Source organism: Streptomyces sp. NPDC002623, from assembly GCF_053592635.1.
Genome location: NZ_JBSFWB010000005.1, coordinates 276,376 through 301,516 on the forward strand (window position 1 = coordinate 276,376; position 25,141 = coordinate 301,516).

At 70.9% G+C, this 25,141-nt stretch carries 22 protein-coding genes and 1 pseudogene; 13 read left to right on the forward strand and 10 right to left on the reverse strand.

All coding sequences use genetic code 11. The features are described 5' to 3' along the window. Positions 1-23 precede the first annotated feature (23 nt). Positions 24-1,469, reverse strand: coding sequence for a cytochrome (locus tag ACWD4O_RS11490; RefSeq protein WP_451279563.1), 1,446 nt, complete (start codon positions 1,467-1,469; stop codon positions 24-26). A 180-nt stretch (positions 1,470-1,649) separates the two neighbouring features. Here ACWD4O_RS11490 and ACWD4O_RS11495 point away from each other — a divergent pair, with 180 nt between their 5' ends. Further along, on the forward strand, positions 1,650-1,871 hold the full coding sequence (locus tag ACWD4O_RS11495; RefSeq protein ID WP_450947482.1) for a hypothetical protein: 222 nt from the start codon (positions 1,650-1,652) through the stop codon (positions 1,869-1,871). A 103-nt stretch (positions 1,872-1,974) separates the two neighbouring features. Here the strand turns inward: ACWD4O_RS11495 and ACWD4O_RS11500 are convergent, their stop codons facing one another. Then, positions 1,975-2,397, reverse strand: a complete 423-nt coding sequence (locus ACWD4O_RS11500) for a secondary thiamine-phosphate synthase enzyme YjbQ (RefSeq protein WP_451279564.1) — start codon at positions 2,395-2,397, stop codon at positions 1,975-1,977. 80 nt (positions 2,398-2,477) lie between these two features. Here ACWD4O_RS11500 and ACWD4O_RS11505 point away from each other — a divergent pair, with 80 nt between their 5' ends. The 5 genes from ACWD4O_RS11505 to ACWD4O_RS11525 all read left to right on the forward strand — a co-directional run bounded on the left by ACWD4O_RS11505 (position 2,478) and on the right by ACWD4O_RS11525 (position 6,748). After that, positions 2,478-2,561: a putative leader peptide gene (locus tag ACWD4O_RS11505; protein ID WP_313884353.1), complete on the forward strand. Its 84-nt coding sequence runs from the start codon at positions 2,478-2,480 to the stop codon at positions 2,559-2,561. A 221-nt stretch (positions 2,562-2,782) separates the two neighbouring features. After that, positions 2,783-3,667, forward strand: coding sequence for an ABC transporter permease (locus tag ACWD4O_RS11510; RefSeq protein WP_451279565.1), 885 nt, complete (start codon positions 2,783-2,785; stop codon positions 3,665-3,667). Then, entirely contained in the window at positions 3,640-4,416 is a 777-nt protein-coding gene (locus tag ACWD4O_RS11515; RefSeq protein ID WP_451279566.1) for an ABC transporter ATP-binding protein, read from the forward strand. The genes ACWD4O_RS11510 and ACWD4O_RS11515 overlap by 28 nt, the downstream gene beginning before the upstream one ends. A 174-nt stretch (positions 4,417-4,590) precedes the next feature. After that, positions 4,591-5,619, forward strand: a complete 1,029-nt coding sequence (locus ACWD4O_RS11520; protein WP_451279567.1) for an ABC transporter substrate-binding protein — start codon at positions 4,591-4,593, stop codon at positions 5,617-5,619. 49 nt (positions 5,620-5,668) lie between these two features. After that, positions 5,669-6,748 (forward strand): NAD(P)-binding domain-containing protein, encoded by a 1,080-nt coding sequence (locus tag ACWD4O_RS11525; RefSeq protein ID WP_451279568.1) that lies wholly within the window; start codon positions 5,669-5,671, stop codon positions 6,746-6,748. 13 nt (positions 6,749-6,761) lie between these two features. Here ACWD4O_RS11525 and mltG read toward each other — a convergent pair whose 3' ends face one another. Beyond that, on the reverse strand, positions 6,762-7,664 hold the full coding sequence (mltG, locus tag ACWD4O_RS11530; protein WP_451279569.1) for an endolytic transglycosylase MltG: 903 nt from the start codon (positions 7,662-7,664) through the stop codon (positions 6,762-6,764). 53 nt (positions 7,665-7,717) lie between these two features. Beyond that, a complete protein-coding gene (locus ACWD4O_RS11535) occupies positions 7,718-9,520 on the reverse strand; it encodes an ABC transporter ATP-binding protein (protein WP_451279570.1) in 1,803 nt (600 codons plus the stop codon). Positions 9,521-9,613: 93 nt separating this feature from the next. On the opposite strand from ACWD4O_RS11535, the gene ACWD4O_RS11540 reads away from it, so the two are divergent. Further along, a complete protein-coding gene (locus tag ACWD4O_RS11540) occupies positions 9,614-10,093 on the forward strand; it encodes a MarR family winged helix-turn-helix transcriptional regulator (protein WP_351916371.1) in 480 nt (159 codons plus the stop codon). A gap of 26 nt (positions 10,094-10,119) precedes the next feature. Here ACWD4O_RS11540 and ACWD4O_RS11545 read toward each other — a convergent pair. From ACWD4O_RS11545 to ACWD4O_RS11555, 3 genes and pseudogenes are all read right to left on the reverse strand, one after another. Beyond that, positions 10,120-11,430: pseudogene (locus tag ACWD4O_RS11545) on the reverse strand (cation:dicarboxylate symporter family transporter); the annotation flags it as partial. Positions 11,431-11,602: 172 nt separating this feature from the next. Then, positions 11,603-13,267: a peptide-N4-asparagine amidase gene (locus tag ACWD4O_RS11550; RefSeq protein ID WP_451279571.1), complete on the reverse strand. Its 1,665-nt coding sequence runs from the start codon at positions 13,265-13,267 to the stop codon at positions 11,603-11,605. 57 nt (positions 13,268-13,324) lie between these two features. Beyond that, entirely contained in the window at positions 13,325-14,068 is a 744-nt protein-coding gene (locus ACWD4O_RS11555; protein ID WP_451279572.1) for a L,D-transpeptidase family protein, read from the reverse strand. Between the two features lie 209 nt (positions 14,069-14,277). Between ACWD4O_RS11555 and ACWD4O_RS11560 the strand changes: the two genes are divergently transcribed. The 4 genes from ACWD4O_RS11560 to ACWD4O_RS11575 all read left to right on the forward strand — a co-directional run bounded on the left by ACWD4O_RS11560 (position 14,278) and on the right by ACWD4O_RS11575 (position 19,178). Further along, a complete protein-coding gene (locus tag ACWD4O_RS11560; protein WP_451279573.1) occupies positions 14,278-16,104 on the forward strand; it encodes an ABC transporter ATP-binding protein in 1,827 nt (608 codons plus the stop codon). Further along, positions 16,101-17,882 carry an ABC transporter ATP-binding protein gene (locus tag ACWD4O_RS11565; RefSeq protein WP_450947470.1) on the forward strand — a complete coding sequence of 594 codons (1,782 nt, stop codon included), beginning with the start codon at positions 16,101-16,103 and terminating at the stop codon, positions 17,880-17,882. Before ACWD4O_RS11560 ends, ACWD4O_RS11565 begins: the two co-directional genes overlap by 4 nt. A gap of 501 nt (positions 17,883-18,383) precedes the next feature. After that, complete coding sequence (locus ACWD4O_RS11570) at positions 18,384-18,854, forward strand: DUF5709 domain-containing protein (protein WP_451279574.1); 471 nt, start codon at positions 18,384-18,386, stop codon at positions 18,852-18,854. Positions 18,855-18,920: 66 nt separating this feature from the next. Continuing rightward, positions 18,921-19,178: a type B 50S ribosomal protein L31 gene (locus ACWD4O_RS11575; protein ID WP_451279575.1), complete on the forward strand. Its 258-nt coding sequence runs from the start codon at positions 18,921-18,923 to the stop codon at positions 19,176-19,178. A gap of 23 nt (positions 19,179-19,201) precedes the next feature. On the opposite strand, the gene ACWD4O_RS11580 is transcribed toward ACWD4O_RS11575, so the two are convergent. Continuing rightward, positions 19,202-19,996 carry a metal-dependent hydrolase gene (locus ACWD4O_RS11580; protein ID WP_450947467.1) on the reverse strand — a complete coding sequence of 265 codons (795 nt, stop codon included), beginning with the start codon at positions 19,994-19,996 and terminating at the stop codon, positions 19,202-19,204. Between the two features lie 145 nt (positions 19,997-20,141). Here ACWD4O_RS11580 and ACWD4O_RS11585 point away from each other — a divergent pair, with 145 nt between their 5' ends. Together ACWD4O_RS11585 and ACWD4O_RS11590 are read left to right on the forward strand one after the other, a co-directional pair. Next, positions 20,142-22,655: a DEAD/DEAH box helicase gene (locus ACWD4O_RS11585; protein WP_451279576.1), complete on the forward strand. Its 2,514-nt coding sequence runs from the start codon at positions 20,142-20,144 to the stop codon at positions 22,653-22,655. 67 nt (positions 22,656-22,722) lie between these two features. Next, complete coding sequence (locus tag ACWD4O_RS11590; protein WP_451279577.1) at positions 22,723-23,589, forward strand: acyl-CoA thioesterase; 867 nt, start codon at positions 22,723-22,725, stop codon at positions 23,587-23,589. Between the two features lie 10 nt (positions 23,590-23,599). On the opposite strand, the gene ACWD4O_RS11595 is transcribed toward ACWD4O_RS11590, so the two are convergent. Together ACWD4O_RS11595 and ACWD4O_RS11600 are read right to left on the reverse strand one after the other, a co-directional pair. Then, a complete protein-coding gene (locus tag ACWD4O_RS11595) occupies positions 23,600-24,544 on the reverse strand; it encodes a DUF6397 family protein (protein WP_451279578.1) in 945 nt (314 codons plus the stop codon). 139 nt (positions 24,545-24,683) lie between these two features. Beyond that, entirely contained in the window at positions 24,684-25,097 is a 414-nt protein-coding gene (locus ACWD4O_RS11600) for a roadblock/LC7 domain-containing protein (RefSeq protein ID WP_450947463.1), read from the reverse strand. Positions 25,098-25,141: the final 44 nt, after the last annotated feature.

A 25,141-nucleotide genomic window follows, 5' to 3' on the forward strand; every position in this document is an offset into this window, starting at 1 on the left:
ATCAACGGCCGATCAGCGGCCGATCAGCGGCCGACGCCGATCAGGCCCGTCAGATACCGCCACAGCGACGAGCGCTGCCGGACGGCCGGGTCCGGCAACGCCGTCTCGGCCGATTCCGGATCCGCATCCGATGTCGACTCCGACGCCGACGATGCCGATCCCGCTGTCGAGGCGCGCGCCGACGGCGGCTGCGGCATCGCGGCGAGTTCGTACCGTACGGGCAACGAGCGCAGCCCCCGCATGAACGGCGAGGAACGCCACGGCAGTTGGTCGACGGGGAGCGCCAGGTCCAGGTGGGTGAACCGCTCGAACAGCCGGCCCACGCCGACCGCCGCGACCGTCGAGGCGAGCTCGCGCGCCGGGCACTGGCGCTGGCCCGCCCCCCATGACAGGTGTGCCCGGGTACTGACCGTGGTGCTCGGACACACGTTGCCGGCGAAGAGCGGGTCCGCGTGGGCCGCCGCGGAGGAGACCCACACCGGGTCGCCCGCGCGGATGACGTAGTTCCCGAGCTTGGTGTCCTTGGCCGCGAACCGCGGAACGAAGTTCACCAGCGGCGGCTTGCGCATCACCACCCGGTTCATGCTCTCCCTGACCATCCCCGCGGACAGGCTGGCGCGCACGCCGCCCTCACCCGAGATGACCTCGACCACCGTGTTGGAGATGAGGATCCCGACGTGATCGGAGGTCATGCCCAGCAGCATGAACAGCTCACGGGCCAGTTCGTCTAGGGAGAGTTCGGGGTGGGCCGCCAGCAGATACGAGGGGAAGTCCTCCCCCGGCGTCTTCAGCTTCACCGCCGCGAGTTCCGCCAGGGCCCCCAGCAGCCTCTCCAGCGCCGGCTCCGCGTCCGGGCCCGCGTCCAGTACCCGCCACATGTCCATCAGCGCGTCGTCGCCCTGTGAACCGGGGAAGCCGAGCAGATGGCTGGCCACCATCAGGGGCAGGGGACGGGAGAACTGGGCGGACAGATCCGCCAGGCCCGTGCCGCCCGCCTGCCCCACCAGGCTGATGAGTTCGTCGGCGTAGACGGTGACCGCCGTCTTCAGCCGCTTCGCCTGGGGGTGACGCGGGTCCTGGAACGGTTTGAGAGCCGCGTCCCAGGCCGTCCTCAGCGGCCGGTAACCGGGGCCGCCCTGGATCAGCACATGGTTGACCTCCAGGGACGGTCCGAGCGGCCAGTCCGCGGGCACCCGGCCCTCCGAGCGGGCCCGCCAGTTCTCCAGCCCCTTCGGCCACCCGGCGTCGTCCTGAAGGACTTCGAGCGCCTCGCGGTAGCCGAGGACCAGCCAGGCGGGCACCCCGAGCAGATCGACCGGCGCGACCGGGCCGTACCGCTGGCGCAGGCTCTCGTAGACGAGCGAGGGGCGGGTCTCGTAGTCCCTGGTCAGCAGCGGTTCGGGGGACAACGACTCTAACGTCGCTCCCTCGAGGTCCACGGATCCGCCGTCGCCCACCTGGGATTCCATCAATCTGCCCGCCCCTCAGACACTCCCCGTACCGGCACCTCCCCATTCGGTGACCGGAACCGGGGGGACCTTATCCCAGGCCCCGCCCGGGGTGAACTACGGGGGCACGGCTCGGGGCGATCTCCGGCCGCCGTCGACGAGCCGTATCCGGGGCCGCGGTCCACTGTCTACAGTGCGGCCATGGAGATCAGGTGCTCTCAATGCCAGGGCTACGACCTGGAGCCGGGGTTCGTCGAGGAGACCGGCGAACATGCGCGGGGGTATGCGCGGTGGATCCCCGGGCCGCTGCAACGAGGGCTCCTGGGCAACGCCAAGCGCTTCGGCCGGCCACGCTTCCAGATAGACGCCCACCGCTGCCGCGCCTGCGGCCACCTGGAGCTCTTCGCTCCGCATGAGGTCTGACGAAGCGCCCCTCGCCGGCCCGGCCCGCGTCGCCCTTCCACAGCGTGCGTGCGCAGGCTGATATGAGCGTGCGTGCGCAGGCCGATATGCGCGCGGCGCAGGGTCAGCCCAGGAAACTCACCCGCACCTGGCGGTCGGGGTTGTCCTTGTTGGTGTCCACCAGGCACACCGACTGCCAGGTGCCCAGTTCCAGCCTTCCGTTCAGGACCGGCAGGGTCGCGTGGGGCGGCACGAAGGCCGGGAGGACGTGGTCACGGCCGTGGCCGGGGCTGCCGTGGCGGTGCTGCCAGCGGTCGTCGGCGGGCAGGAGCGTGTGCAGGGCGGCGAGAAGGTCGTCGTCGCTGCCGGCGCCGGTCTCGATGACCGCGATGCCGGCCGTGGCGTGCGGGACGAAGACGTTCAGGAGGCCGTTGCGGCCGGCGGCCTCTTCACGCAGGAACGCCTCACAGTCGCCGGTGATGTCGACGACCCTCTCCCGGGAACCGGAGGCGATGTGCAGAACTCGGGTGGTGAACGCAGCTGGCATGCCCCCATCCTGACCTTCCGGAGTCCGATCTGCGAGACGCCCGTTGACCGTGGGCATGCAGGCTGACTACGTTCAGCCGCATGTTGCGTTCAGCCCTGCTCACCACGCGCGGTCACATCGACCTGCTGCGGGTGGCCTCCGCCGCGTGTCGTCGCGGCCGCTGACGTCTTCCAGCCCCTGGCTGCACCTTTCGCTCCGCACCACCTCACTTCCCTCACCCCGCTTCGCCTCACTTCACCATCGCCGATCGAGTCGATCGATCCGATTGAGCCGATCGTGACGTGGCGGCGCTGAGGCGCACCCCGCGCGCCCCTCCGCTCCCCCCACCCACCGCCACCGGTCGCCGGTCGCCGGTCCTCATCTGTTCCGTTCCGTGGAGCCCCCCATGACCATCAGCCACGCCCCGCCCGAGTCCTCCGGGGCTGACATTTCCCCTATGTCCGCCGCATCCGCACCTGAGAGTCCTCTCGCACTCACCCCCATCGTCCCCCGATCCTCCCGCCGCGCCCGCGTCCCCCGCTGGCTGCGCCGTACCACCGGACCGGTCCTGCTCCTTCTGCTGTGGCAACTCCTCAGCGCCACAGGCGTGTTGGCCTCCGACGTCCTCGCCTCGCCGGGCCGGATCGCCCAGGTCGCCGGTGATCTCGTCTCCGACGGCTCGCTGCCCTCGGCCATGGGCACCTCGCTGCAGCGCGTGGCCGCCGGGCTGCTCCTGGGCACCCTCATCGGCACCGGACTCGCCCTGGTGTCGGGGCTGTTCCGGATCGGGGAGGATCTGGTTGACGCCCCGGTGCAGATGTTGCGGACCGTGCCGTTCGTCGGACTCATCCCGCTGTTCATCATCTGGTTCGGCATCGGCGAGACCCCGAAGATCGCCATCATCACGCTCGGGGTGACCTTCCCGCTCTACCTCAACGTCTACGCCGGGATCCGGGGCGTGGACGCGCAGTTGATCGAGGCCGGGGAGTCGCTCGGGCTGTCGCGCCGGGGGCTCGTGCGGCATGTGGTCCTGCCGGGTGCGCTGCCCGGCGCGATGACGGGCCTGCGCTACTCGCTCGGTATCGCCTGGCTCGCGCTGGTCTTCGCCGAGCAGATCAACGCCGACTCCGGCATCGGCTTCCTGATGGTGCAGGCGCGGGACTTCCTGCGCACCGACGTGATCGTGGTCTGCCTCATCGTCTACGCCTTCCTCGGTCTGCTCGCCGACTTCATCGTCCGTTCTCTCGAAAGGCTGCTGCTGCAATGGCGACCGACGTTCACCGGCCGTTGAGCCCCCGGGCGGCGCAGCCGCCGCAGCCGGCCCAGACGCCGCAGGCCGTCCGCGTGGCGGGGTTGACCCGCTCCTTCGACGGGCGTGCCGTCATCGACGACCTCCGGCTCGACATCCGGCCGGGCGAGTTCGTGGCCCTGCTGGGCCGCAGTGGCTGCGGCAAGTCGACGCTGCTGCGCATCCTCGCCGGGCTCGACCGTGACATCGAGGGCACCGTGCTGGTGCCGCGCCGCAAGGCCGTCGCGTTCCAGGCGCCGCGGCTGATGCCGTGGAAGAAGGTGTGGCGCAATGTGCTCCTCGGGCTGCCGGGCCGGCCCGAACGCCCTGTCGCCGACCAGGCCCTGGCGGAAGTGGGGCTCGGGCATCGCGCCGACGCCTGGCCGAAGACCCTCTCCGGCGGCGAGGCACAGCGCGCCTCCCTGGCCAGGGCTCTGGTGCGGGAACCCGATCTGCTGCTGCTCGACGAGCCGTTCGGTGCGCTCGACGCACTCACCCGTATCAACGCGCAGCGTCTGGTCGGGGAGTTGTGGCAGCGCCGCGGCTGCGCCGTGCTCCTCGTCACGCACGACGTGGAGGAGGCCGTGCTGCTCGCCGACCGGGTGCTGGTGATGGACGACGGTGTCATCGCGCACGAGCAGGAGATCGACCTCGATCGCCCGCGCGACATCGCCGACCCCCGCTTCGCGGAACTGCGCGCCGGACTGCTGCGCCGCCTCGGCGTGGACCCGGCCGCCACCGAAGCCGCCTGACGGCCGGCTGTCGCCACCTCCGCCGACCCCCGACCCCCGACCGCCGGCCGCCGGCCGCCGTCACCTCCACCACCTCCCCCACCTCCGCCGACCGCCAACGCCTCGGCCGCTCAACCCGCCCCGCCCCGTTCCGCCCCCTCCCACCGGTACTCCCCCATCTCTGGACGGACCCCCATGCGACGACGCCTCCTCCTCCCCGCGGCCCTGCTCCTTCCTCTCGCCCTGCTGCTCACCGCCTGCGGCGGGAACGCCTCCGCCGGCACGGGCGCGGGCGGCGACACCGACGGCAAGGGCTCTCTCACTCTCAACGTCGGAGACCAGAAGGGCGGTTCCGAGGCCGTGCTGCGAGCCGCGGGTGAGCTGAAGAACCTCGACTACAAGATCAAGTGGTCCACGTTCACCTCCGGACCACCGCTCTTGGAGGCGGTCAACGCCAAGGCGGTCGACATCGGCGGCGTCGGCAACACCCCGCCTGTCTTCGCTGCCGGCTCCGACTCGAAAATCACGGTGGTGTCCGCCTTCCACGGCACGTCCAAGGGCGACGCCGTCCTCGTACCCGACGATTCCGAGCTGACGAAGCCCGAGCAGCTCAAGGGCAGGTCCGTCGCCGTCGCGCAGGGTTCCTCCGCGCACTATCAGCTGGTGGCCTCGCTCAAGGCGGCCGGACTGACCTTGAGCGACGTGAAGGTCAAGTACCTCCAGCCGGCCGACGCGCTCGCCGCGTTCACCTCCGGCAAGGTCGACGCGTGGGCGGTGTGGGACCCGTACACCTCGCAGGTGCTGCAGGCGAAGCAGGGGCGGGTGCTGACCACCGGCGACGGTGTCACCAACGGCCTCACCTTCCAGGTGGCCGCGCCGGCCGCGCTCGAGGACACGAAGAAGGCCGCCGCCATCGAGGACTACCTGGAGCGGCTGCGGCGCGCGACGGCCTGGGTGTACGACCACCAGGAGGAGTGGGCCGAGGTGTGGGCGAAGGAGACCGGGCTGCCGTACGAGGTGGCGCTGGCCTCGGTCGAGCGGACGAACTCCACCCGGATCCCGGTCGCGATCGACAAGCCGCTGATCGCCTCCGAGCAGCGGATCGCCGACACGTTCACCGAGCTGAAGCTCATCCCGCGCAAGGTGGACTTCGCGGCCTTCGTGGACCCGCGCTACAACGGCGATCTGCCGCCCTCCACCACTCCCGCGCGCGTGTCCTCGTAGTCACAGGCGACGCGGGAAGATCCACGCCCACCGTTCCGTTGGTAGAGGCGTGAACAACGTGCGTGAGGTCGAGGTGGTCGTCATAGGCGCCGGTCAGGCGGGTCTGGCCGCCGCCTATCACCTGCGCCGCACCGGTTTCGAGCCGGAGCGCGACTTCGTGGTGCTCGACCACGCCCCCGCTCCGGGGGGCGCCTGGCAGTTCCGGTGGCCCTCACTGACGTACGGCAAGGTGCACGGGATGCACGCGCTGCCCGGCATGGAGCTGACGGGCGCGGATCCCGAACGGCCGTCGTCCGAGGTCATCGCCGAGTACTTCGACGCCTACGAACGCGCCTTCGACCTGCGGGTGCGGCGGCCGGTCGAGGTGACGGCCGTCCGGGAGGGCGTCGGTGGACGGCTGCTCGTCGAGACCTCCGACGGAACGTGGTCCACGCGGGCCCTGATCAACGCCACCGGCACCTGGGACCGGCCGTTCTGGCCGCGCTATCCCGGCCAGGAGACCTTCCGCGGGCGGCAGCTGCACACCGCGCAGTACCCCGGTCCCGAGGCGTTCGCCGGGCTGCGGGTGCTCGTGGTGGGCGGTGGGGCGTCCGGCACCCAGCATCTGCTGGAGATCGCGCCGTACGCGGCCGACACCACCTGGGTGACGCGACGGCCTCCCGTCTTCCGCGAGGGGCCCTTCGACGAGGCGGTGGGCCGGGCGGCGGTCGCCCTCGTGGAGGAGCGGGTGCGGCAGGGGCTGCCGCCCAAGAGCGTCGTGTCCGTGACGGGGCTGCCGCTCAACGACGCGATCCGGCAGGGGCTGGCCGACGGGGTGCTGGACCGGCTGCCCATGTTCGACCGGATCACCGAGGACGGCGTGGAGTGGAACGACGGGCGGCGGGTCGCCGCCGACGTCATCCTGTGGGCGACCGGCTTCCGGGCCGCCATCGACCATCTCGCGCCGCTGCGGCTGCGTGAGCCGGGCGGCGGGATCCGGGTGGAGGGCACGCGTGCGGTCGCCGATCCCCGCGTCCACCTCGTCGGCTACGGGCCGTCGGCCAGCACCATCGGCGCCAACCGGGCCGGACGCGCGGCCGTACGGGACATCAGGCGGCTGCTCGCGGAGGAACCCGTCGCCGTCGCCTGACGCATCCGACGGGTCAGCCGGCCGCCGCCGACGTGCTCTTGTCGCCCTTCGTGCCCGCCGAGCTGCTCGGGCTCTCGGAGGCCGCCTTCTGGTTCCGGTCGAACTCGGCGACGTTGCGCCGGTGCTCCGCGTAGCTCGCCGTGAAGCGCGTGTCGCCCGGCCTGACCGTGACGAAGTACAGCCAGTCGCCCGGGGTGGGGCTGATGGCGGCGCGCATCGCCTCCTCGCCGGGGTTGTCGATCGGCGTCGGCGGCAGGCCCATGCGCTGGTAGGTGTTGTAGGGGCTCTCGATACGGGTGTCGCTCTCCGTCGTGTTCAGCGTGGAACGGTTCAGCGCGTAGTTGATGGTGGAGTCCATCTGCAACGGCATCCCGCGCTCCAGGCGGTTGAACACCACCCTGGCCACCTTGCCCATGTCCGCCTTGGTGGCCGCCTCGGCCTGGACGAGGCTGGCGATGGTGACCGCCTGATAGACGTTCATCGCGTTGCGCTGGGCGCCCGCCGCGACCGGCGCCTTGTTGAACTTCTTGTTCGCCGTGTCGACCATGTACGACAGCAGCGTGCGCGGGGTCGCCTTCTCCAGCGGGTACGTCGCCGGGAAGAGATAGCCCTCCGGGTTGCCGTCGGCGTCGTTCGGCAGCTTCAGACCGGCCGTCGGCAACGCGTTGAGCGTCGTGCCGGGCGGCAGGGCGAGCGCCTTGTCGACAGCCGCGTAGATCTGGCTCGCCCTCCAGCCCTCCGGGATGACCAGGGACGTCGGCTTCGCCTGCTCCTTCTTCGGGCTCTCCAGGCTCAGCAGCGGCACCGCCACGGCGGTGCCGGCCACGACGGCTCCGGTCGCGATGAGGACGAGACGGCCCCGGCGCGTCAGTCGAATCGTGCTCCTCGTGCTCCGTGGCGGAGTGTTCATCTGCATGCGGGCACGGTAACCCTCATACCGTCACAAACCCGGCATAACTTGCCATACTTTCATCTTGTCGGCTCCAGGCGGGCGTCTCGTCGCACCAGGGCCGTATACCGCCCGTCCCGCTCCAACAGCTCCTCGTGCGTGCCCCGTTCGGCCACTTGACCCGAGTCGAGCACCAGGATCTGGTCGGCACCCCGAATGGTGGACAGGCGGTGGGCGATGGTGAGCGTGGTGCGGTTGGCCGAGAGCGCGTCGATGGCCTCCTGGACCGCCCGTTCCGTACGGGTGTCCAGGGCGCTGGTCGCCTCGTCGAGGATCAGCACCGGCGGGTCGCGCAGGATGGTGCGGGCGATGGCCAGCCGCTGCTTCTCACCGCCCGAGAAGCGGTGCCCGCGCTCGCCGACGACCGTGTCGTAGCCGTCGGGCAGGGCGGCGATGTGGTCGTGGATCTGCGCGGCTCGCGCGGCCGTGTACAGCTCCTCGTCGGTGGCGTCCGGCTTGGCGAAGCGCAGGTTGTCGGCGACCGTGGCATGGAAGAGATACGTCTCCTGCGAGACGACGCCGATCCCGCGGGCGAGGGTGTCGAAGTCGAGATCGCGGACGTCGACGCCGTCGAGGGTGACCCGACCGCCCGTCACGTCGTACAGACGCGGCACCAGATAGCCCAGCGTGGACTTGCCCGCGCCGGTCGGGCCGACCACGGCGAGACTGCCGCCGGCGGGGACGGTGACGTCGATGCCGTCGAGAACGGGCCCGCCCTTGTCCTCGTACCGGAAGTCGACGTCCTCGAAGCGGATCTCGCCCTTGATCTGGTCGAGGTGGACCGGGTTCTCGCGCTCGGTGATGTCGATGGGGAGGTCGAGATACTCGAAGATGCGCTGGAAGAGCGCGAGCGACGTCTGGATCTGCACCCCGGTCGACAGCAGACTGACGGCGGGGCGGAACAGACCCTGCTGGAGCGAGACGAACGCGACGATCGTGCCGAGGGAGACATCGGGGCCGCCGAGCTGGAGGGTCACGCCTGCGGTCCAGTAGATGAAGGCCGGCATCGCGGACATGACGATCCCGATCACGGCCATGCGCCAGCGGCCGGCCATGTTCGATCTCACCTCGAGGTCGACCAGCTGTTCGGACTCCTCCGAGAAGGCCCGGGTGAGAGAGTCGGAGCGGCCCATGGTGCGGCCGAGCAGGATGCCGCTGACCGACAGCGACTCGGTGACCGTGGCGGCCATCGCCGCCATCTGCTTCTGACGCTGGGTGGTGATCTTCTTGCGCTCGTTGCCGACACGGCGGCTGATCCACACGAAGACCGGCAGCAGGAGCAGGGAGACGACCGTCAGCCGCCAGTCGAGGGCGACCATCGCGATGATCGTGGCGACCACGCTGGTGAAGTTGGAGACCAGGGAGGTGGCGGTGGAGGTGACGGTGGCCTGCATGCCGCCGATGTCGTTGGCGATGCGGGACTGCACCTCGCCGGTACGCGTGCGCGTGAAGAAGGCGAGGGACATGCGCTGCAGACGGTCGTAGACGGCCGTGCGCAGATCGTGCATGACGCGCTGACCGACCGTGGTGGAGATCAGGGTCTGCAGGACGCCGAAGACGCCGCCGAGGACGGCGCTGAGGATCATGCCGAGGGCGAGGAGGCTCAGCAGGCCGGTGCGCCCCTCGGGGATGGCGACGTCCAGCGTCTCCTTCAGCAGGAACGGGGTGGCCACGGCGACCAGGGACGAGGCGGCGACCAGCAGGCCGACGACCGCGAGCCTGGCTCGATAGGGCTTGAAGAGGGTGAGGATGCGGCGCACCTGCCGGGGTTCGTCGGTCGAGGTGCCGGGCGAGGGGGTCCAGTCGATGTTGTCGCGGGGCATGGCTCCTACGGAGTGTGAGACGGTGAGGATTGACGGAGCATAGCTCATTGTTACCTATACTCACAATGAATGGCATCCTGATATTGTTCCCGCATGACCACCCCCGATTCCGACAGCCTGCTCGCCGAGCAGCTGCTGCAGCTCACGCGCCGGGTGCACCGCATCCAGAAGCGCCATCTGCAGCAGAGCGGGCTCGGCGTCACGCCCGCACAGGCCCGGCTCCTGCGCACGCTGGCGCACTGCGAGTCGCCGCCGCGCATGGCCGACCTCGCCGAGCGCCTGGAGGTGGTGCCCCGGGCCGTGACGACTCTGGTGGACGGGCTGGAGGCGAGCGGCAAGGTGCGGCGGATGCCGGATCCCACCAATCGGCGGGTGATACGGATCGAGCTCACCGAGGCCGGCCGCACGGCCCTTCGGGAGTTGCGGGGCGCGCGGGTGTCCGCCGCGGAGGAGATTCTGGATCCGCTGACGGACCTGGAGCGCCAGGTGCTCGGCGGGCTGCTGGACGCGCTGGTGGGCGGGTCTTCGGAGGGTGAGCAGCAACCGCAGCAGAAGCAGGGGCGGACCTGCTGAACGCGAGAACGGGCCGCGGCCTCCGGCTCCTGCTCCGCATCGGCGACGGCCTCGCCGTCCAGGACCTTCCTGGCCCGCTCCAGGTCCAGCGCACCCTCCCAGCGGGAGACCGCGAAGACCGCCACACAGTTGCCGAGGAGGTTGGTGACGACGCGCATCGAGTCCATGATGCGGTCCACGCCCAGCAGCAGGGCCACCGCGCCGGCGGGGATGGCCCCCAGCGAGGAGGCGGTCGCGGACAGGGCGAGGAAGGCCGAACCGGGGATGCCGGCCATGCCCTTGCTGGTGAGCATGAGCACCAGGATCACGGTGATCTGCTGGCCGAGGCTGAGGTCCACGCCCACGGCCTGGGCGATGAACAGGGTGCCGATGGACAGGTAGAGCGAGGCGCCGTCGAGGTTGAAGGAGTAGCCCGTGGGCAGCACCAGGCCCACGGCGTCGTCCCGGGCTCCGGCCCTGCGCAGCTTCAGCATCACGCGCGGCATGACGGACTCGGTGGAGGCGGTGCCGAGCGCGAGCAGCATCTCCTCGCGGATGTAGCGCAGGAACTTCCACAGACTCAGCCCGGTGACCAGCCGCAGGGCGAGGCCGAGCAGCGCGACGAACAGGGCCGCGGCCGCGTAGCACAGGGCGATCAGCTTGCCGTAGGTCTCGATCACGCCGAGGCCGTAGTTGCCGATCAGGACGGCCATGGCGCCGAACACCGCGATCGGCGCCAGCCGCATGACGAAGCCGACGATCGCGAAGATGATCTCCTGGGCCTGCTCGATGGCCGGCAGCACCTTCGGCACCTTGGTGTGGCCGAGATGCAGCAGCGCGGCGCCCACGAGACAGGCCAGGATGAGCACCTGGAGCAGGGAGTTCTCCGCGAAGGCGCCCACGAAACTGGTGGGCAGCGCGTTCACGATGAACTCGGTCGTCGTGGGCAGCGAACCGCCGCCCGTCTTCGCGTCGACCGCCGAGGTGTCGAGCGTGGCCGGGTCGACGTTCATCCCGGAGCCGGGCTGGACGATGTTGGCGGCGAGGAGCCCGATGAGCAGGGCGAGCGTGCTCGCGACCTCGAACCAGATCAGGGCCTTGAGCCCGATCCGGCCGAAGGCCTTCAGATCACCGGCCTTGGCGATGCCGACGACGACCACGCAGAACACCAGCGGCGAGATGATCGTCTTGATGAGCCGGGTGAAGCCGTCGCCGAGCGGCTGGAGGTCCGTGGCCACGTCGGGCCACAGCTTTCCCACCAGGATGCCGAGGACGAGGGCGCAGGCGACCTGCGCGAAGAGTGAGGTACGCAGTATGCGTGCGACGCGTCGCGACGGGGACGGGACGGACGGCGGCACGGGCACTCCTTGGGGGGATGGTGGAACACAGAAACCGGGGACAGGACTTCTGCGATACGGAAAGCGGCTTCCGTAGCGATCACTTTGAAGGCGTCGTTGATCGCGCACAAGACTTCCGCGTTTCCGCTGTGTAAATCCCCGCGGGGAGTGACGCATCGCACGCATACGGGGCTCAGCAGCCGCTTTGGTCCTCGGTCAGCACCCCCTGAACCGTGGTCAGTCGGCGGTCGTGGCAGCCGTCCGAGCCGTACAGCCGGTAGCGCTCGCTCGTGGTGCCGACGGCATGACGCTGATCCCGGGGCACGTTGAGGGTGAAGGTGGCATCCCCCGTGTAGGTGTCGTCGAGCGTCGACCAGGACGTCCGTCGGCCGTGCCGGGTCGTCACGGCATCAGCCCGGTCACCGAGCGTCAGGACGGTGCGCAGCCGGTCGTCCGCGCCGACGGTGGTGGTCCCGTTCATCGTGTGGACGCGGTCGACCCGGGTGGCGCGGCCGTCGACGGTGACCGTCTCGTCGTCCGCCCAACGGGCGTCCAGGCCGTCCGTGTTCTCACCGTCGGTCCAGCGGTGCGCCGAGGTCGTGGCCAGGGTGCGGGTGACGGAGGTCGTGACCCGGCCGTGCGAGGTGTCGACATACCCGGCGACGGCCAGCCGGTGCCCGCCCTCGGTGTCGACGCGGTGTTCCGTGCCGGGCGTGTACGTCGAGGAGTTGACGAGCTCACCGGCTTCGAGGCGGGTCAGCTTCCCGGTGACCCGGGCGCGGTGGGCGTCCTGCCAGACGAGGACGTTCACGGGGGCGCTCCAGCCGCTCTGTCCCTCGGGGACGCCGACGACGGAGACCTCGATCCGGTGCGGGCGGCCGTCGTTGAGGATCCCGGCGAAGGGGGTCAGGTCGTATTCGATCGGCTTGACGTCGAAGGCGCGCGGGCCCGGGACGACGTACCAGAGGAACGGGTTGGACCAGCCGCCGGTCCAGACGTTCGGGAACGGCGCGGCGATGCCGGCGAGTTGCCCGTCGACCTTGATCTGCACCTCGCGGTAGGGGCCGTCGTCGGCCTGGCAGGAGTACGGGGCGGAGTCGGGCACGCTGAGGTACCAGTACTCCTCGCAGCCGCCGCCCGAGCCGGTGGCGTACACCTCGGCGAGGATGCGCTCGCTGTTGCGGGGCGTGGTGAGGGTGTTGTCCGCGCCGAGGGTGAGGACGCGGTCCGGGATCGCGGCCGGGGTCGGGGTCGCGTTCGCGGCCGCTGTCACCTCCGGATTCCCGGCGGGTTTCCCGGCAGGCTTTCCGGCGGTTCTCCCAGCGTAGAACGTCAATGTGACCTTGACGTCGAGCACGCCCGTGTACGTGTCGTCGACGACGTTCCCGATGAGCATCTCGACGTCCTGGCCACGACGGAAGGTGTCGGTGTAGCGCGTGACGTCCTTCTCGACGGACCACTCGATGCCGTCGGGCGACGGCTCCGGCGTCGAGGTGCGGAATATCTCGACGCCGCCGACGTGCAGATAGCCGAGCCGGTCGAACTGCCGCCCCTTGACCTTGCCGTCGAGCCGCAGCACCACCTTGCTCCAGCGGTCTCCGCAGCCGTCCGGCGGGGTGTACGTGCCCCGGTAGGGGGTGAAGTCCCGGAACTGCGCCTCGGCGACGGTCACTTCGCAGGACTTCCCCGAAGGCCGGTCCACGGGCGGGGCCGCGGTCACCGGATCGTGCCAGTCGGCGCCGAATTCGGCGGGGACCTCAGGGGTGGAAGCCGCGGCCTGCGCCGCGCCGCTTCCGAGGACGGTGCCCGCCAGGAGGATCGCTCCGGTGAGCATGGACATGATGATCCGACTTCTCATGGCCGGTGTTCTACGGGCAGTCGCCCCGGTCCCGCAATGACGCCTCCGCCGGGAGTACTAGGCCTTCAGCGCGGCCCGGTCCCCCATGACCACCACCGGACGCCGATCCGGATCGAGCGTGCGCAGCAGGTGCTCCATCGCCGTCCTGGACAGGCTGACGCAGGCCGATGTGCCGCTGCCGTGGTCCAGGTGGAGCCAGATCCCGCCGCCCTTCTCCTCACCTTCGGGCCGTGCGGGGTCGTCGGGCGGGGTGCCCCTGACCCGGTTGTAGTCGATGGCGATGACGTAGTCGAAGTCGTGCCGGTGCGACCTCGCCCACCAGCGCGGCGCCGCGAGGTCGGCGGACCGCGCGTACGGCAGCCTGGTCCCGGGGTCGGCCAGGACGCCGCCCGCGTCGGTGAGGGTGAACACTCCGACGGGGCTGCGGTTGTCGCCTGCGTGGTGCTCGGCGGTCCAGCCCTTCTTGCCGTTGTGCCCCCGCCAGCTGCGGACCCGCTCCCAGATCGCGCCATGCTTGGCGTAGAGCACGACGGTGGCGTCCGCGGAGTCCTTTCCGTCCCCGTACACCGCCACGACCTGGCGCGAAGCGGCGGGAATCCGCCGTTGCAGCCGGTCCCCGACCCCCGGGACGCGGGTCGCCGCGGCCGCTCTCGGCGAGGTTCTGCCGCCCTCGGCACCCGCCCCCGTGGTGCCGTCCCGCCCGTGGTCCCCGCTCGCGCCACCGCACGCGGCCAGGGCCGTGAGCAGGAGGCCGCAGGTCACCACGGAGGCTACCGCTCGCCGCACATCGCCGTCTCGCATCGGGCCATGCTCGCATCGCTTTCCGGATGTTTGCGGCAGGTTACGGACATCAAGGTCGCATCGGTCGGCTTCCGGATCTCGTCGCCGCCATGGAAAACCGGTTGATTCTGACCACCCTGCGAAGCGAACCTTGCACGGTTTGTTGCCGCTCCCCACCCCTCCCCTGCCCCGCCCTTCCCCCCTCCCCTGATTCGAGCCACTGGGACGTCATGCAGATCCAAGACCTTCCGTACCCCGACCCGGGTGTGCCGGACGTACGCTCAGGGCGCCACTTCCTGTGGTGGCTCGGCCGCAACCAGTTCGGCGGCCAGCTCAAGGCCCTGGCCTGGGGGCTGCTGCACTTCGTCGCCGTCTCCGCGCAGCCGTTCTGCGTGGGTTTCGCCATCGAGGCCGTCGTGGACCGCTCCGGTACCCGGCTCGCCCTCACCGGCGGCGTGATGGCCCTGTGCGGCGCCGCCACCGCGATCGGCGACACCTTCCTGCACCGGGCCGCCGTCACCAACTGGATCACCGCTGCCGCCCGGGTCCAGCAACTGCTCGCCCGCAAGGCCTCACAGCTGGGCTCCGCGCTGACCCGGCGGGTCGCGGCCGGCGAGGTCGTGGCCGTCTCCACCGGCGACGTGGAGAAGATCGGCTGGTTCGTGGAGGCCGTGTCCCGCTTCACCGCCGCGGCCCTCACGATCGTGCTGGTCTGCGTGGGCCTGGTCGTCTACCAGCCGGCGCTCGGCATCGTCGTCGCCCTCGGCCTGCCCGCCCTCGCGCTGTCGGTGCTGCCCCTGCTGCCGCGGGCGACGCGACGGGCCGACTTCCAGCGCGAGAAGGCCGGACGCGCCACCGAACTCGCCTCCGACACCGTGGCCGGCCTGCGGGTGCTGCGCGGGATCGGCGGCGAGGAACTGTTCCTCGACCGCTACCGCAGCGCCTCGCAGGAGGTCCGGCACGCGGCCGTGCGCAGCGCGCGCATGTGGTCCCTGATCAGCGCCATCCAGGTGCTGCTGCCCGGCCTGCTGCTGATCGTGGTCGTCTGCTACGGCGTCCACCTGGCCCGCGAGGGCCGCATCACCGTGGGCGAACTCGTCACGGTCTACAGCTCCGTCATGGTCATGACCTATCCCCTCAGGCATTTCGAGGAGATCGCGATGGCCTACTCCTTCTCCCGTCCCTCGGCCAAACGGGCCGCAGGTGTGCTGTCCCTGGAGCGCGTCACCGACATCGGCGGATCGCGCGCGGCCGACGCTCCCTCGGGCGACCTGTACGACCCCGCCACCGGCCTGCTCGCGCCGGCCGCCCGGCTGACCGCCGTGGTGTGCGGCGACCCGGACGCGGCCGGACGGCTGGCGGAACGGCTGGGCGGACACCCTCCGGAGGACGGCCCGTCGGTCCTGCTCGGCGGCGTCCCGCTGGACGAACTGCCGCTGGACTCCGCTCGCGCGGCCGTCCTCGTCCAGGACAAGGACCCGGTGCTGCTCTCCGGTTCCCTGCGCGATCTGCTCGACGTGCCCGCCTCGGGAGCGGTCGACGCGGATGCGGCGCTGGCCGCCGCCCGGTGCGCAGACGTCCTCGAAGCGCTCGTCCAGGGCTCGTTGGACGCCGACGACCCGATGGACGCGCGCATCACCGAACGCGGCCGGTCCCTGTCCGGCGGCCAGCGGCAACGGCTCGCGCTGGCCCGCTCCCTGTACACGGACCCCGAGGTCCTCGTGCTGGACGAGCCCACCTCGGCCGTCGACTCGCACACCGAGGCACGGATCGCCGAGGGCCTGCGGGAACTGAGGGACGGGCGCACGACGGTCGTGTTCACCTCGTCCCCGCTGCTGCTGGACCGCGCCGACCGGGTCGTGCTCGTGCACGAGGGCGAGGCCGTGGCGGTCGGCACGCACCGCGAACTCCTGCACTCCGAACCCCGATACCGGGCCGTGGTGACCAGGGAGACCGAGGAGGAGTCCGAAGAGCGTTCTCTGAGCGGTGTGTTGAAGGACCTGGAAGAGAAGCGGCTGGAAGAGATCGAACGCGAAGAGATCGAGGAGACGGCATGATCGGCGTGGCGCCACCCGCCTACGACCCGGCGGCACCGAAGACGGCGAACACCCTGCCCGTCGGCGCACCGGCGACCGTACGCGCCTACGTGGCCGAACTCCTGCGCCGGCACCGCCGCGCCTTCCTGCTCCTCCTCCTCGTCAACACGGTCGCCACCGTCGCCTCGATGGTGGGCCCCTGGCTGCTCGGTGACCTGGTGGAACGGCTGTCGGACGGAGCGCGCGAGCTCCACCTCGGACTCACCGCAACGCTGTTCGTCGTCGCCCTGGTCGTCCAGGCCGCGTTCGTACGGCAGGTGCGGCTGCGCGGCGCGATGCTCGGCGAGCGGATGCTGGCCGACCTGCGCGAGGACTTCCTCGTACGGTCGGTGCGGCTGCCGCCGGGCGTGCTGGAGCGGGCCGGGACGGGCGATCTGCTGTCCCGCATCACCACGGACATCGACCGGCTGGCCAACGCGATGCGGGAGGCCGTGCCCCAGCTGACGATCGGCGTGATGTGGGCCGTGCTGCTGCTCGGCGGGCTCGTCGTCACGGCGCCGCCGCTGGCGCCGGCCGTCCTCGTCGCGGTGCCGCTGCTGGTGGTCGGCTGCCGCTGGTACTTCAAGCGGGCGCCCGCCGGCTACCGCTCGGAGGCCGCCGGCTACGCCGCCGTGGCCGCCGCCCTCGCCGAGACCGTGGACGCCGGCCGCACCGTCGAGGCCCACCGCCTCGGCGAGCGCCGCATCGCGATCTCGGAGCAGCGCATCCAGCAGTGGACCGCCTGGGAGCGCTACACGCTGTGGCTGCGCTCGGTGCTCTTCCCGGTGATCAACATGGTGCACGTCACGGTGCTCGGTTCCGTGCTCATGCTCGGCGGGGCGTTCGTCCTGCAGGGCTGGATCGGGGTCGGTCAGCTGACGACGGGCGCGCTTCTGGCACAGATGCTCGTCGACCCCGTGAACCTCATCCTGCGCTGGTACGACGAGCTGCAGGTGGCCCAAGTGTCGCTGGCCCGGCTCGTCGGGGTGCGCGACATCGAGCCGGACAGCGGGGAGTCCGGGCTGGCGCCGGACGGGCGCGACGTGCTCGCCGACCAGGTCCACTTCGGCTACCGCGAGGGCGTCGACGTGCTGCGCAAGGTGTCGCTCGAGGTCTCCCCCGGGACCAGACTGGCCCTCGTCGGCCCCTCCGGCGCGGGCAAGTCCACGCTGGGACGACTGCTCGCGGGGATCTACGCGCCGCGCGACGGCCGGATCACCCTCGGCGGTGCCGAGCTGTCGCGGATGACCGCCGAACGCGTCCGCTCCCATGTGGCGCTCGTCAACCAGGAGCACCACGTCTTCGTCGGCTCCCTGCGCGACAACCTCCGGCTCGCCCGCACGGGTGCGCAGGACGCCGAGCTGTGGGCGGCCCTGGGCGCGGTCGACGCGGAGGCCTGGGCGCAGGCGCTCGCCGACGGCCTCGACACCGAGGTCGGCTCCGGCGGCGTCACGCTCACCCCAGCACAGGCCCAGCAGATCGCGCTGGCCCGTCTGGTGCTGGCCGACCCGCACACGCTGGTCCTGGACGAGGCGACCTCGCTGCTCGACCCGCGCGCCGCGCGCCACCTCGAGCGCTCCCTCGCCCGTGTCCTGGACGGCCGCACCGTCGTCGCCATCGCGCACCGGCTGCACACCGCTCATGACGCCGACGTCATCGCCGTCGTCGAGAACGGCCGCATCAGCGAGCTGGGCAGCCACGCCGAGCTCGTCGCGGCGGACGGGGCGTACGCGGCGCTCTGGCGGTCGTGGCACGGGTGAGGAGGGACGCGGCGGTCGCGGGGAGCCGGGGCCGGTGAGAGGCGTGCGGGCACCTGAACCTGCACCCACGCCGGTGTCTCGATCGGTGCCGGTGCAGGTGTCACGACCGGTGCCGGTGGAGATGTCGCAGCCGGTGCCGGTGCGGCTACGGGACCTGCTGCCTGCGCCTTCGGCGGAACCGCCGTCGGCTGCGGGGCACGTGCCGGGAGCCGAGCAGGCGCCCGTGTCCGCGCCGCTCCCCGCGCCCGGGGCGACACAGGGGGCGGTCCGGGCCGCCCCAGGTCGCGGTGCCGACGCCCTGAGCGAGGCGGCCCGGACCGGACTCCGTGCGTCCTCTGGCGTTGCGCGGTACCGAAGCGGGGTGGAACGCTGGAAAGCGGCACCCGCGCGGGAGACCGTCGGAATCCATCCGGAACACGCCGCGCCCGGCCGGTGCCCCGTGCGGCGGCATCCCACCGCCGACCGCGGGGAGAACCGGCCGGTCACCCACTGGAGGTAGCCGTGAACAGCGCCGACGGATGGGGAGACGACGTCTACCAGCCCGACTCTTCCGACATCCAGGAGGACACGGGACTGCTCGACGCGGAGGACACGCTGGACAACGACGGCGTCGGGGACCCCCTCGACCGCGGCTGGTCCCCACCGGACCGCCCCTGGGCCGTGGAACACGACGGTGTGACCGCCGCGGAGCGCCGACAGGGGGAGAGCCTGGACCAGCGGCTCGCCGAGGAGGTGCCGGATCTGGACGTGCCCGACGGCGACGGCATCGGCGACTGCGACGGCACCGACGGGGAACTCCTCGACAACGAGGTCGGCGCCGCCCGCTCCGGCCGGCTCGTGGCGCCTGACGAGGGCGTCCACGAGGACGAGGAGAGCGCGCTGGTCGCCACGGACGTGGGGATCGACGGCGCGGCCGCCTCCGCCGAGGAGGCCGCGATGCACATCGTCGACGAGGACGCCCTGTCCGGTTGACCCCCCGGTGGCCGACCCGACCGCTCCCGGCCCGTCGCCACCACCTCCACCGCACGAGGAGTGCTCATGCAGCAGGACAAGCAGCCCGACTACCACCCGGTCGTCTTCCGCGACCGCACCGCCGGTTACGCCTTCCTGACCCGGTCCACCGCGACCAGCGACCGGACCATCGAGTGGGACGACGGCGAGACCTACCCGGTCGTGGACGTGGAGATCTCCTCGGAGAGCCACCCCTTCTACACGGGCAAGGCGCGCACCGTGGACACGGAGGGCCGCGTCGCCCGCTTCGAGCGCCGCTACGGCGACGGCGGTGAGATGACCTGAACCGGCGCGGTGCGCGCCGACCGTCAGATGTAGTTGAGGGCGGCCGCCCCGCCCACTCCCCCGAGCACCATGAACACGGGCATCAGCACCTTGAGCTCGACCCAGCTGCCCGCCCGGAACCGCAACGCCTTGGGCGGACCGATCGGGTACCAGCGCTTGCGCCCGATCGGAATGGGCCACAGGACCGGGCAGCCCGAGACGGTCAGCGAGTCCCCGATGTCGTGCACCAGGGCGCCCAGCACCACGGGCAGCCCCAGCCACAGGTACTCCTGGCCGGGCTGGGTGAACAGCCAGTCCGAGCCGTTGCCGGCCTTGTCCAGGACTCCGGCGAGGATCCAGGCGCTGGTCGCGGCGAGCAGCCACACGAGCACGTCGCTGCTGGAGCCCCGGGCCGCCCGCCACAGCAGCCCCTCGATCGCCAGCACCATGTGCACGAAGAGGATCACGAGCACCGCCCAGCGGCCGCCGGTGAGCGCCAGCGCCGAGGTGCCACCGCCGATCATGACCGCCCACAGCCAGGTGTGGGTGAGCGTGCGGTGCCCTCCGGAGCGGCGCGGGTCGCCCTGCTTCTTCGTGGCCTTGTAGACGGCGTAGGAGAGCTTGTCGACGACCTCGCACAGCCAGCGCGAGAGGGGGCCGAAGGCCCGGGAGATGGTGGCGGCCTTGTGATCGAGATCCGGGGCGAGCGCGGCCCCGGCGCAGATCAGCGCACCGACGAGCAGAACCGGCCAGGGCATCGTGTGCCCGGCCGCGGCGGCCGCCGCACCGACGCCGAGCCAGGCGGCGGCCCCCGACAGTGAGTGTGCTGGTCCCATCATGGCCGTTGCCCGCCCTATTCCTCGTGTGCCGCTGTCCAGTTGACCGGGTGCGATGACGCTCCGTCGGCGACACAGCGTAGCGGCCGTGATCTTCGGGCCGGCAGCCGATTCCCCCATCAAGGGCGAGGGCAGGCAAGATGGGGTCGTGACCCTCATCGATCAGCTGCCTCCGACCGCAGATCCCGACGCCCTGTACGAAGCCTTCGAGTCCTGGGCGCAGGAGCGCGGTCTGACGCTCTACCCCCACCAGGAGGAGGCGCTGATCGAGGTGGTCTCCGGCGCGAACGTGATCGTGTCGACGCCCACCGGTTCCGGCAAGAGCATGATCGCGGCGGCTGCCCACCTGGCGGCTCTCGCCCGCGACGAGGTCACCTTCTACACGGCTCCGATCAAGGCCCTGGTGTCGGAGAAGTTCTTCGAGCTGTGCAAGATCTTCGGCACGGAGAACGTCGGCATGCTGACCGGCGACGCCTCCGTGAACTCCGACGCCCCGGTCATCTGCTGCACCGCCGAGGTGCTCGCGTCGATCGCGTTGCGCGACGGCAAGCACGCGGACGTCGGCCAGGTCGTCATGGACGAGTTCCACTTCTACGCGGAGGGCGACCGCGGCTGGGCGTGGCAGATCCCCATCCTGGAGCTGCCGCAGGCACAGTTCGTGCTCATGTCGGCGACGCTCGGCGACATGTCCTTCTTCGAGAAGGACCTCACCCGGCGCACCGGCCGGCCCACGGCGGTGGTCCGCTCGGCGACCCGGCCCGTGCCGCTGTCCTACGAGTACCGGTACACCCCGATGACGGAGACCCTCACCGACCTGCTGGACACCAGGCAGGCGCCCGTCTACATCGTGCACTTCACGCAGGCGCAGGCGGTGGAGCGGGCGCAGGCGCTGATGAGCATCAACATGTGCTCGCGCGAGGAGAAGGAGCGCATCGCCGACCTGATCGGCAACTTCCGCTTCACCACGAAGTTCGGCCAGAACCTCTCGCGTTACGTGCGGCACGGCATCGGCGTCCACCACGCCGGCATGCTGCCCAAGTACCGGCGCCTGGTGGAGAAGCTCGCCCAGGCCGGCCTGTTGAAGGTGATCTGCGGTACGGACACGCTCGGCGTCGGCGTCAACGTGCCGATCCGCACGGTGCTGTTCACGGCGCTGACCAAGTACGACGGCAACCGGGTGCGCACCCTGCGGGCCCGTGAGTTCCACCAGATCGCGGGCCGGGCCGGCCGGGCCGGTTTCGACACGGCGGGCCTGGTGGTCGCGCAGGCTCCCGAGCATGTCATCGAGAACGAGAAGGCCCTCTCCAAGGCGGGCGACGACCCGAAGAAGCGCCGCAAGGTGGTGCGCAAGAAGGCGCCGGAGGGCTTCGTGGGCTGGACGGAGAACACCTTCGACAAGCTCATCGAGTCCGAGCCGGAGCCGCTGGCCTCCCGCTTCCGGGTGACGCACACCATGCTGCTGTCGGTGATCGCCCGCCCCGGAAACGCCTTCGAGGCGATGCGGCACCTGCTGGAGGACAACCACGAGCCGCGCAAGCAGCAGCTGCGGCACATCCGCCGGGCGATCGCGATCTACCGCTCGCTGCTGGACGGCGGCATCGTCGAGAAGCTCGACGAGCCGGACGCCACCGGCCGCATCGTCCGCCTCACCGTGGACCTGCAGCAGGACTTCGCGCTGAACCAGCCGCTGTCCACCTTCGCGCTGGCCGCGTTCGAGCTGCTGGACCCGGAGTCGCCCTCCTACGCTCTCGACATGGTCTCCGTCGTGGAGTCCACGCTGGACGACCCGCGCCAGATCCTGGCCGCCCAGCAGAACAAGGCGCGCGGCGAGGCGGTGGCCGCGATGAAGGCGGACGGCGTCGAGTACGAGGAGCGCATGGAGCGTCTCCAGGACGTCTCGTACCCGAAGCCGCTGGAGGAGCTGCTCTTCCACGCGTACAACACGTACCGCAAGAGCCACCCGTGGGTCGGTGACCATCCGTTGTCGCCGAAGTCCGTCATCCGCGACATGTACGAGCGGGCGATGACCTTCACCGAGCTGGTCTCGCACTACGAACTGGCCCGTACCGAGGGCATCGTGCTGCGCTACCTCGCCAGCGCCTACAAAGCCCTCGATCACACCGTCCCGGACGACCTGAAGTCCGAGGATCTGCAGGACCTCGTCCAGTGGCTGGGCGAGATGGTGCGGCAGGTGGACTCGAGCCTGCTGGACGAGTGGGAGCAGCTCGCCAACCCGGCGGAGATGACGGCCGAGGAGGCCCAGGAGAAGGCCGACGAGGTCAAGCCGGTCACGGCCAACTCGCGGGCCTTCCGGGTCCTGGTCCGCAACGCGATGTTCCGCCGTGTCGAGCTCGCCGCTCTCGATCATGTGGAGCAACTCGGCGAGATGGACGCGGAGGCCGGTTGGGACGCCGACGCGTGGGGCGAGGCGATGGACAAGTACTGGGACGAGTACGACGACCTCGGTACCGGCCCGGACGCCCGGGGACCCAAGCTGCTCGTCATCCAGGAGGAGCCGCAGAACGCGCTGTGGCGCGTCCGTCAGATCTTCGACGACCCCAACGACGACCACGACTGGGGCATCAGTGCGGAGGTCGACCTCACGGCCTCCGACGCCGAGGGCCGCGCGGTCGTCCGCGTCACGGCCGTCGGCCAGTTGTGAGCGCAGGAAACGCAGGAACCGGCAGTACAGGAACAGACAGCGAAGCAGGCACAGGAGAAGCGCACCGATGACGAATCCGGCTGAGAGGCTCGTCGACCTGCTCGACCTGGAGCAGATCGAGGTCAACATCTTCCGGGGCCGCAGCCCGCAGGAGTCCCTGCAGCGCGTCTTCGGCGGCCAGGTGGCGGGCCAGGCGTTGGTCGCGGCCGGCCGGACCACCGACGGCGACCGGCCCGTGCACTCGCTGCACGCGTACTTCCTTCGCCCGGGCCGGCCGGGTGTGCCGATCGTGTACCAGGTCGAACGGGTGCGGGACGGGCGGTCGTTCACGACCCGCCGGGTCACCGCCGTGCAGCAGGGGCGCACGATCTTCAATCTCACCGCCTCCTTTCACAAGCCTGAGGTAGGTCCTTTCGAGCACCAGCTGCCGCCGGCCCGCGAGGTCCCGGACCCGGAGTCCCTGCCGACGGTGGCGGAGGAGGTCCGGGAGCATCTGGGCGCGTTGCCCGAGCAGTTGGAGCGCATGGCGCGCCGTCAGCCCTTCGACATCCGGTACGCGGACCGGCTGCGCTGGAGCGCCGAGGACGTCAAGGAAGCCGAGCCGCGCAGCGCCGTGTGGATGCGCGCGGTCGGGCCGCTCGGCGACGACCCGCTCGTCCACACCTGTGCCCTCACCTACGCCAGCGACATGACCCTCCTGGACGCCGTCCGCCTGCCGGTCGAGCCCTTGTGGGGGCCGCGGAACTTCGACATGGCGTCCTTGGACCATGCGATGTGGTTCCATCGGCCGTTCCGCGCGGACGAGTGGTTCCTGTACGACCAGGAGTCGCCGATCGCCACGGGCGGACGCGGTCTGGCCCGCGGACGCATCTACGACATCGAGGGGCGTCTGCTGGTGTCGGTCGTCCAGGAGGGACTGTTCCGGGCGCTCTAGGGCCCGTGCTTCACGCGTTCCGACGGAGCAGCCGGCTGAGCAGGCCGCGCGCCGGCCGGTCCGGCTCTTCGGGTGCGTCCGGCACGTCGGGCGTGGGCGGGTGCTTCGGCCTGTGCGGCGGGGCGGTGTGCGGTGCGGGACCGGACACGGCCGGTTTCGGTGCGGGGCGCGGGGCGGGGCGGGGTGCGGGTTGGTCGGCGCGGGCCTCGTCCAGGGTGTTTGCCAGGTCGGACCTGAGCCAGGCGAGCTCGTCGGGGTCGTCGGCCGTCATGATCTTCTCGACGAGGTGTGCGGCGGGTGTTCCGGGGGCGCCGTGGGCCGGCGGTCCCGGCCGGAACCTGTTCAGGTGGGCACGCTCGTAGGGGTCCTTGACGATCTCGGCCACCTGGAGGGGGTCGAGGAATCCGGCGAGAGCTCCGGCGCGCTGCCAGGGGCCGTCGGTCTGGCGGAGCAGATAGCCCAGGTGGCGTCCCCGCCAGTTCCTCGACCGCAGGTCGACACCCGCGGCCAGCTGGCTCCGCAGCACCTCGGGGGTCCGGCCGGTGAGCAGGAAACCGTTGGTCTTCTCGGAGGCGAACTGCCGTAGTTCGTCCGCGAGATAGAGCCAGACGACGGCCCGGTACCGGTTCAGATAGAACTTGACGGGCACCACCAGTCCCAGCCGTGCGAGGCGGGTGAACCGGGTGGGGGGCACCTCCAGGATGGCGGCGCCTTCGCCGGTGCCCACGACCAGCACGCGCTCGCGCAGCGCCTCGGGGAAGCCGGGTTCCGAACGCAGCCGGTCGATCTCCGCCCGGACCACCCGGCGGCCCCCTCCTCCTTCGTCGGGCACGGTCCTGATGCGCCCGAGGTGCACGGCGAGGTCGAACTCGCTCCGTTTCAGATCGAGTTCCCGCGCCGCTCGGCTCGGCGCGAAGGAATCGGCGTGTGATGGCGTGACGGTGTTGCCGGACATGGTCGAACTCCCCCGTGGAGTGAAGTGGAGTGAAACAGGCCCGCGCTGTCCGCGGTGGCCTCGGAAAAAACCGTAGCCGGAATCGCCGATTTCGTGGCGAGCCTGTGGATAACTCCACGGAGAAGAACAAAAATGCAGGTCAGAGGTCTGTCAGCGGAGCACGCTCAGGATGTCGGGGGTCCACGGTGAGGTGTTCGCCGACGCGGTTGACGAGCAGGGTCATCTCGTAGGCGATGTGGCCCATGTCGGCCTCGGCCCCGCTGAGCACGCACAGACAACTGCCGGTCCCCGCGGCGGTGACGAAGAGCACCGCGTCGTCGAACTCGATCATCGTCTGGCGCACTTGGCCCGCGCCGAAGTGCCGGCCGGATCCCTTGGCCAGGCTGTGCAGCCCGGACGAGACGGCGGCGAGGTGCTCCGCGTCCTCCCTGCCCAGTCCCGTGCTCGCGCCCGCCACCAGCCCGTCGTTGGACAGGACCAGCGCGTGCCGCACGTGGTCGACGCGCTCGGTCAGATCGTCCAGCAGCCAGCCCAGCCCCTGGTTCTGCGCCATGTCCCACTCCCCGTGTGACGATTCCCCGTGTGACGATTCCCCGT

Coding starts and splice junctions, on each gene's coding strand:
- mltG (WP_451279569.1), bottom strand. CDS start 7,664: ATGCAGATGAACACTCCGCCACGGAGCACGAGGAGCACGATTCGACTG.
- ACWD4O_RS11515 (WP_451279566.1), top strand. CDS start 3,640: ATGGCGACCGACGTTCACCGGCCGTTGAGCCCCCGGGCGGCGCAGCCG.
- ACWD4O_RS11575 (WP_451279575.1), top strand. CDS start 18,921: ATGCAGCAGGACAAGCAGCCCGACTACCACCCGGTCGTCTTCCGCGAC.
- ACWD4O_RS11505 (WP_313884353.1), top strand. CDS start 2,478: ATGTTGCGTTCAGCCCTGCTCACCACGCGCGGTCACATCGACCTGCTG.
- ACWD4O_RS11555 (WP_451279572.1), bottom strand. CDS start 14,068: ATGCGAGACGGCGATGTGCGGCGAGCGGTAGCCTCCGTGGTGACCTGC.
- ACWD4O_RS11540 (WP_351916371.1), top strand. CDS start 9,614: ATGACCACCCCCGATTCCGACAGCCTGCTCGCCGAGCAGCTGCTGCAG.
- ACWD4O_RS11580 (WP_450947467.1), bottom strand. CDS start 19,996: ATGATGGGACCAGCACACTCACTGTCGGGGGCCGCCGCCTGGCTCGGC.
- ACWD4O_RS11560 (WP_451279573.1), top strand. CDS start 14,278: ATGCAGATCCAAGACCTTCCGTACCCCGACCCGGGTGTGCCGGACGTA.
- ACWD4O_RS11510 (WP_451279565.1), top strand. CDS start 2,783: ATGACCATCAGCCACGCCCCGCCCGAGTCCTCCGGGGCTGACATTTCC.
- ACWD4O_RS11495 (WP_450947482.1), top strand. CDS start 1,650: ATGGAGATCAGGTGCTCTCAATGCCAGGGCTACGACCTGGAGCCGGGG.
- ACWD4O_RS11535 (WP_451279570.1), bottom strand. CDS start 9,520: ATGCCCCGCGACAACATCGACTGGACCCCCTCGCCCGGCACCTCGACC.
- ACWD4O_RS11520 (WP_451279567.1), top strand. CDS start 4,591: ATGCGACGACGCCTCCTCCTCCCCGCGGCCCTGCTCCTTCCTCTCGCC.
- ACWD4O_RS11500 (WP_451279564.1), bottom strand. CDS start 2,397: ATGCCAGCTGCGTTCACCACCCGAGTTCTGCACATCGCCTCCGGTTCC.
- ACWD4O_RS11490 (WP_451279563.1), bottom strand. CDS start 1,469: ATGGAATCCCAGGTGGGCGACGGCGGATCCGTGGACCTCGAGGGAGCG.
- ACWD4O_RS11565 (WP_450947470.1), top strand. CDS start 16,101: ATGATCGGCGTGGCGCCACCCGCCTACGACCCGGCGGCACCGAAGACG.
- ACWD4O_RS11595 (WP_451279578.1), bottom strand. CDS start 24,544: ATGTCCGGCAACACCGTCACGCCATCACACGCCGATTCCTTCGCGCCG.
- ACWD4O_RS11550 (WP_451279571.1), bottom strand. CDS start 13,267: ATGAGAAGTCGGATCATCATGTCCATGCTCACCGGAGCGATCCTCCTG.
- ACWD4O_RS11590 (WP_451279577.1), top strand. CDS start 22,723: ATGACGAATCCGGCTGAGAGGCTCGTCGACCTGCTCGACCTGGAGCAG.
- ACWD4O_RS11600 (WP_450947463.1), bottom strand. CDS start 25,097: ATGGCGCAGAACCAGGGGCTGGGCTGGCTGCTGGACGATCTGACCGAG.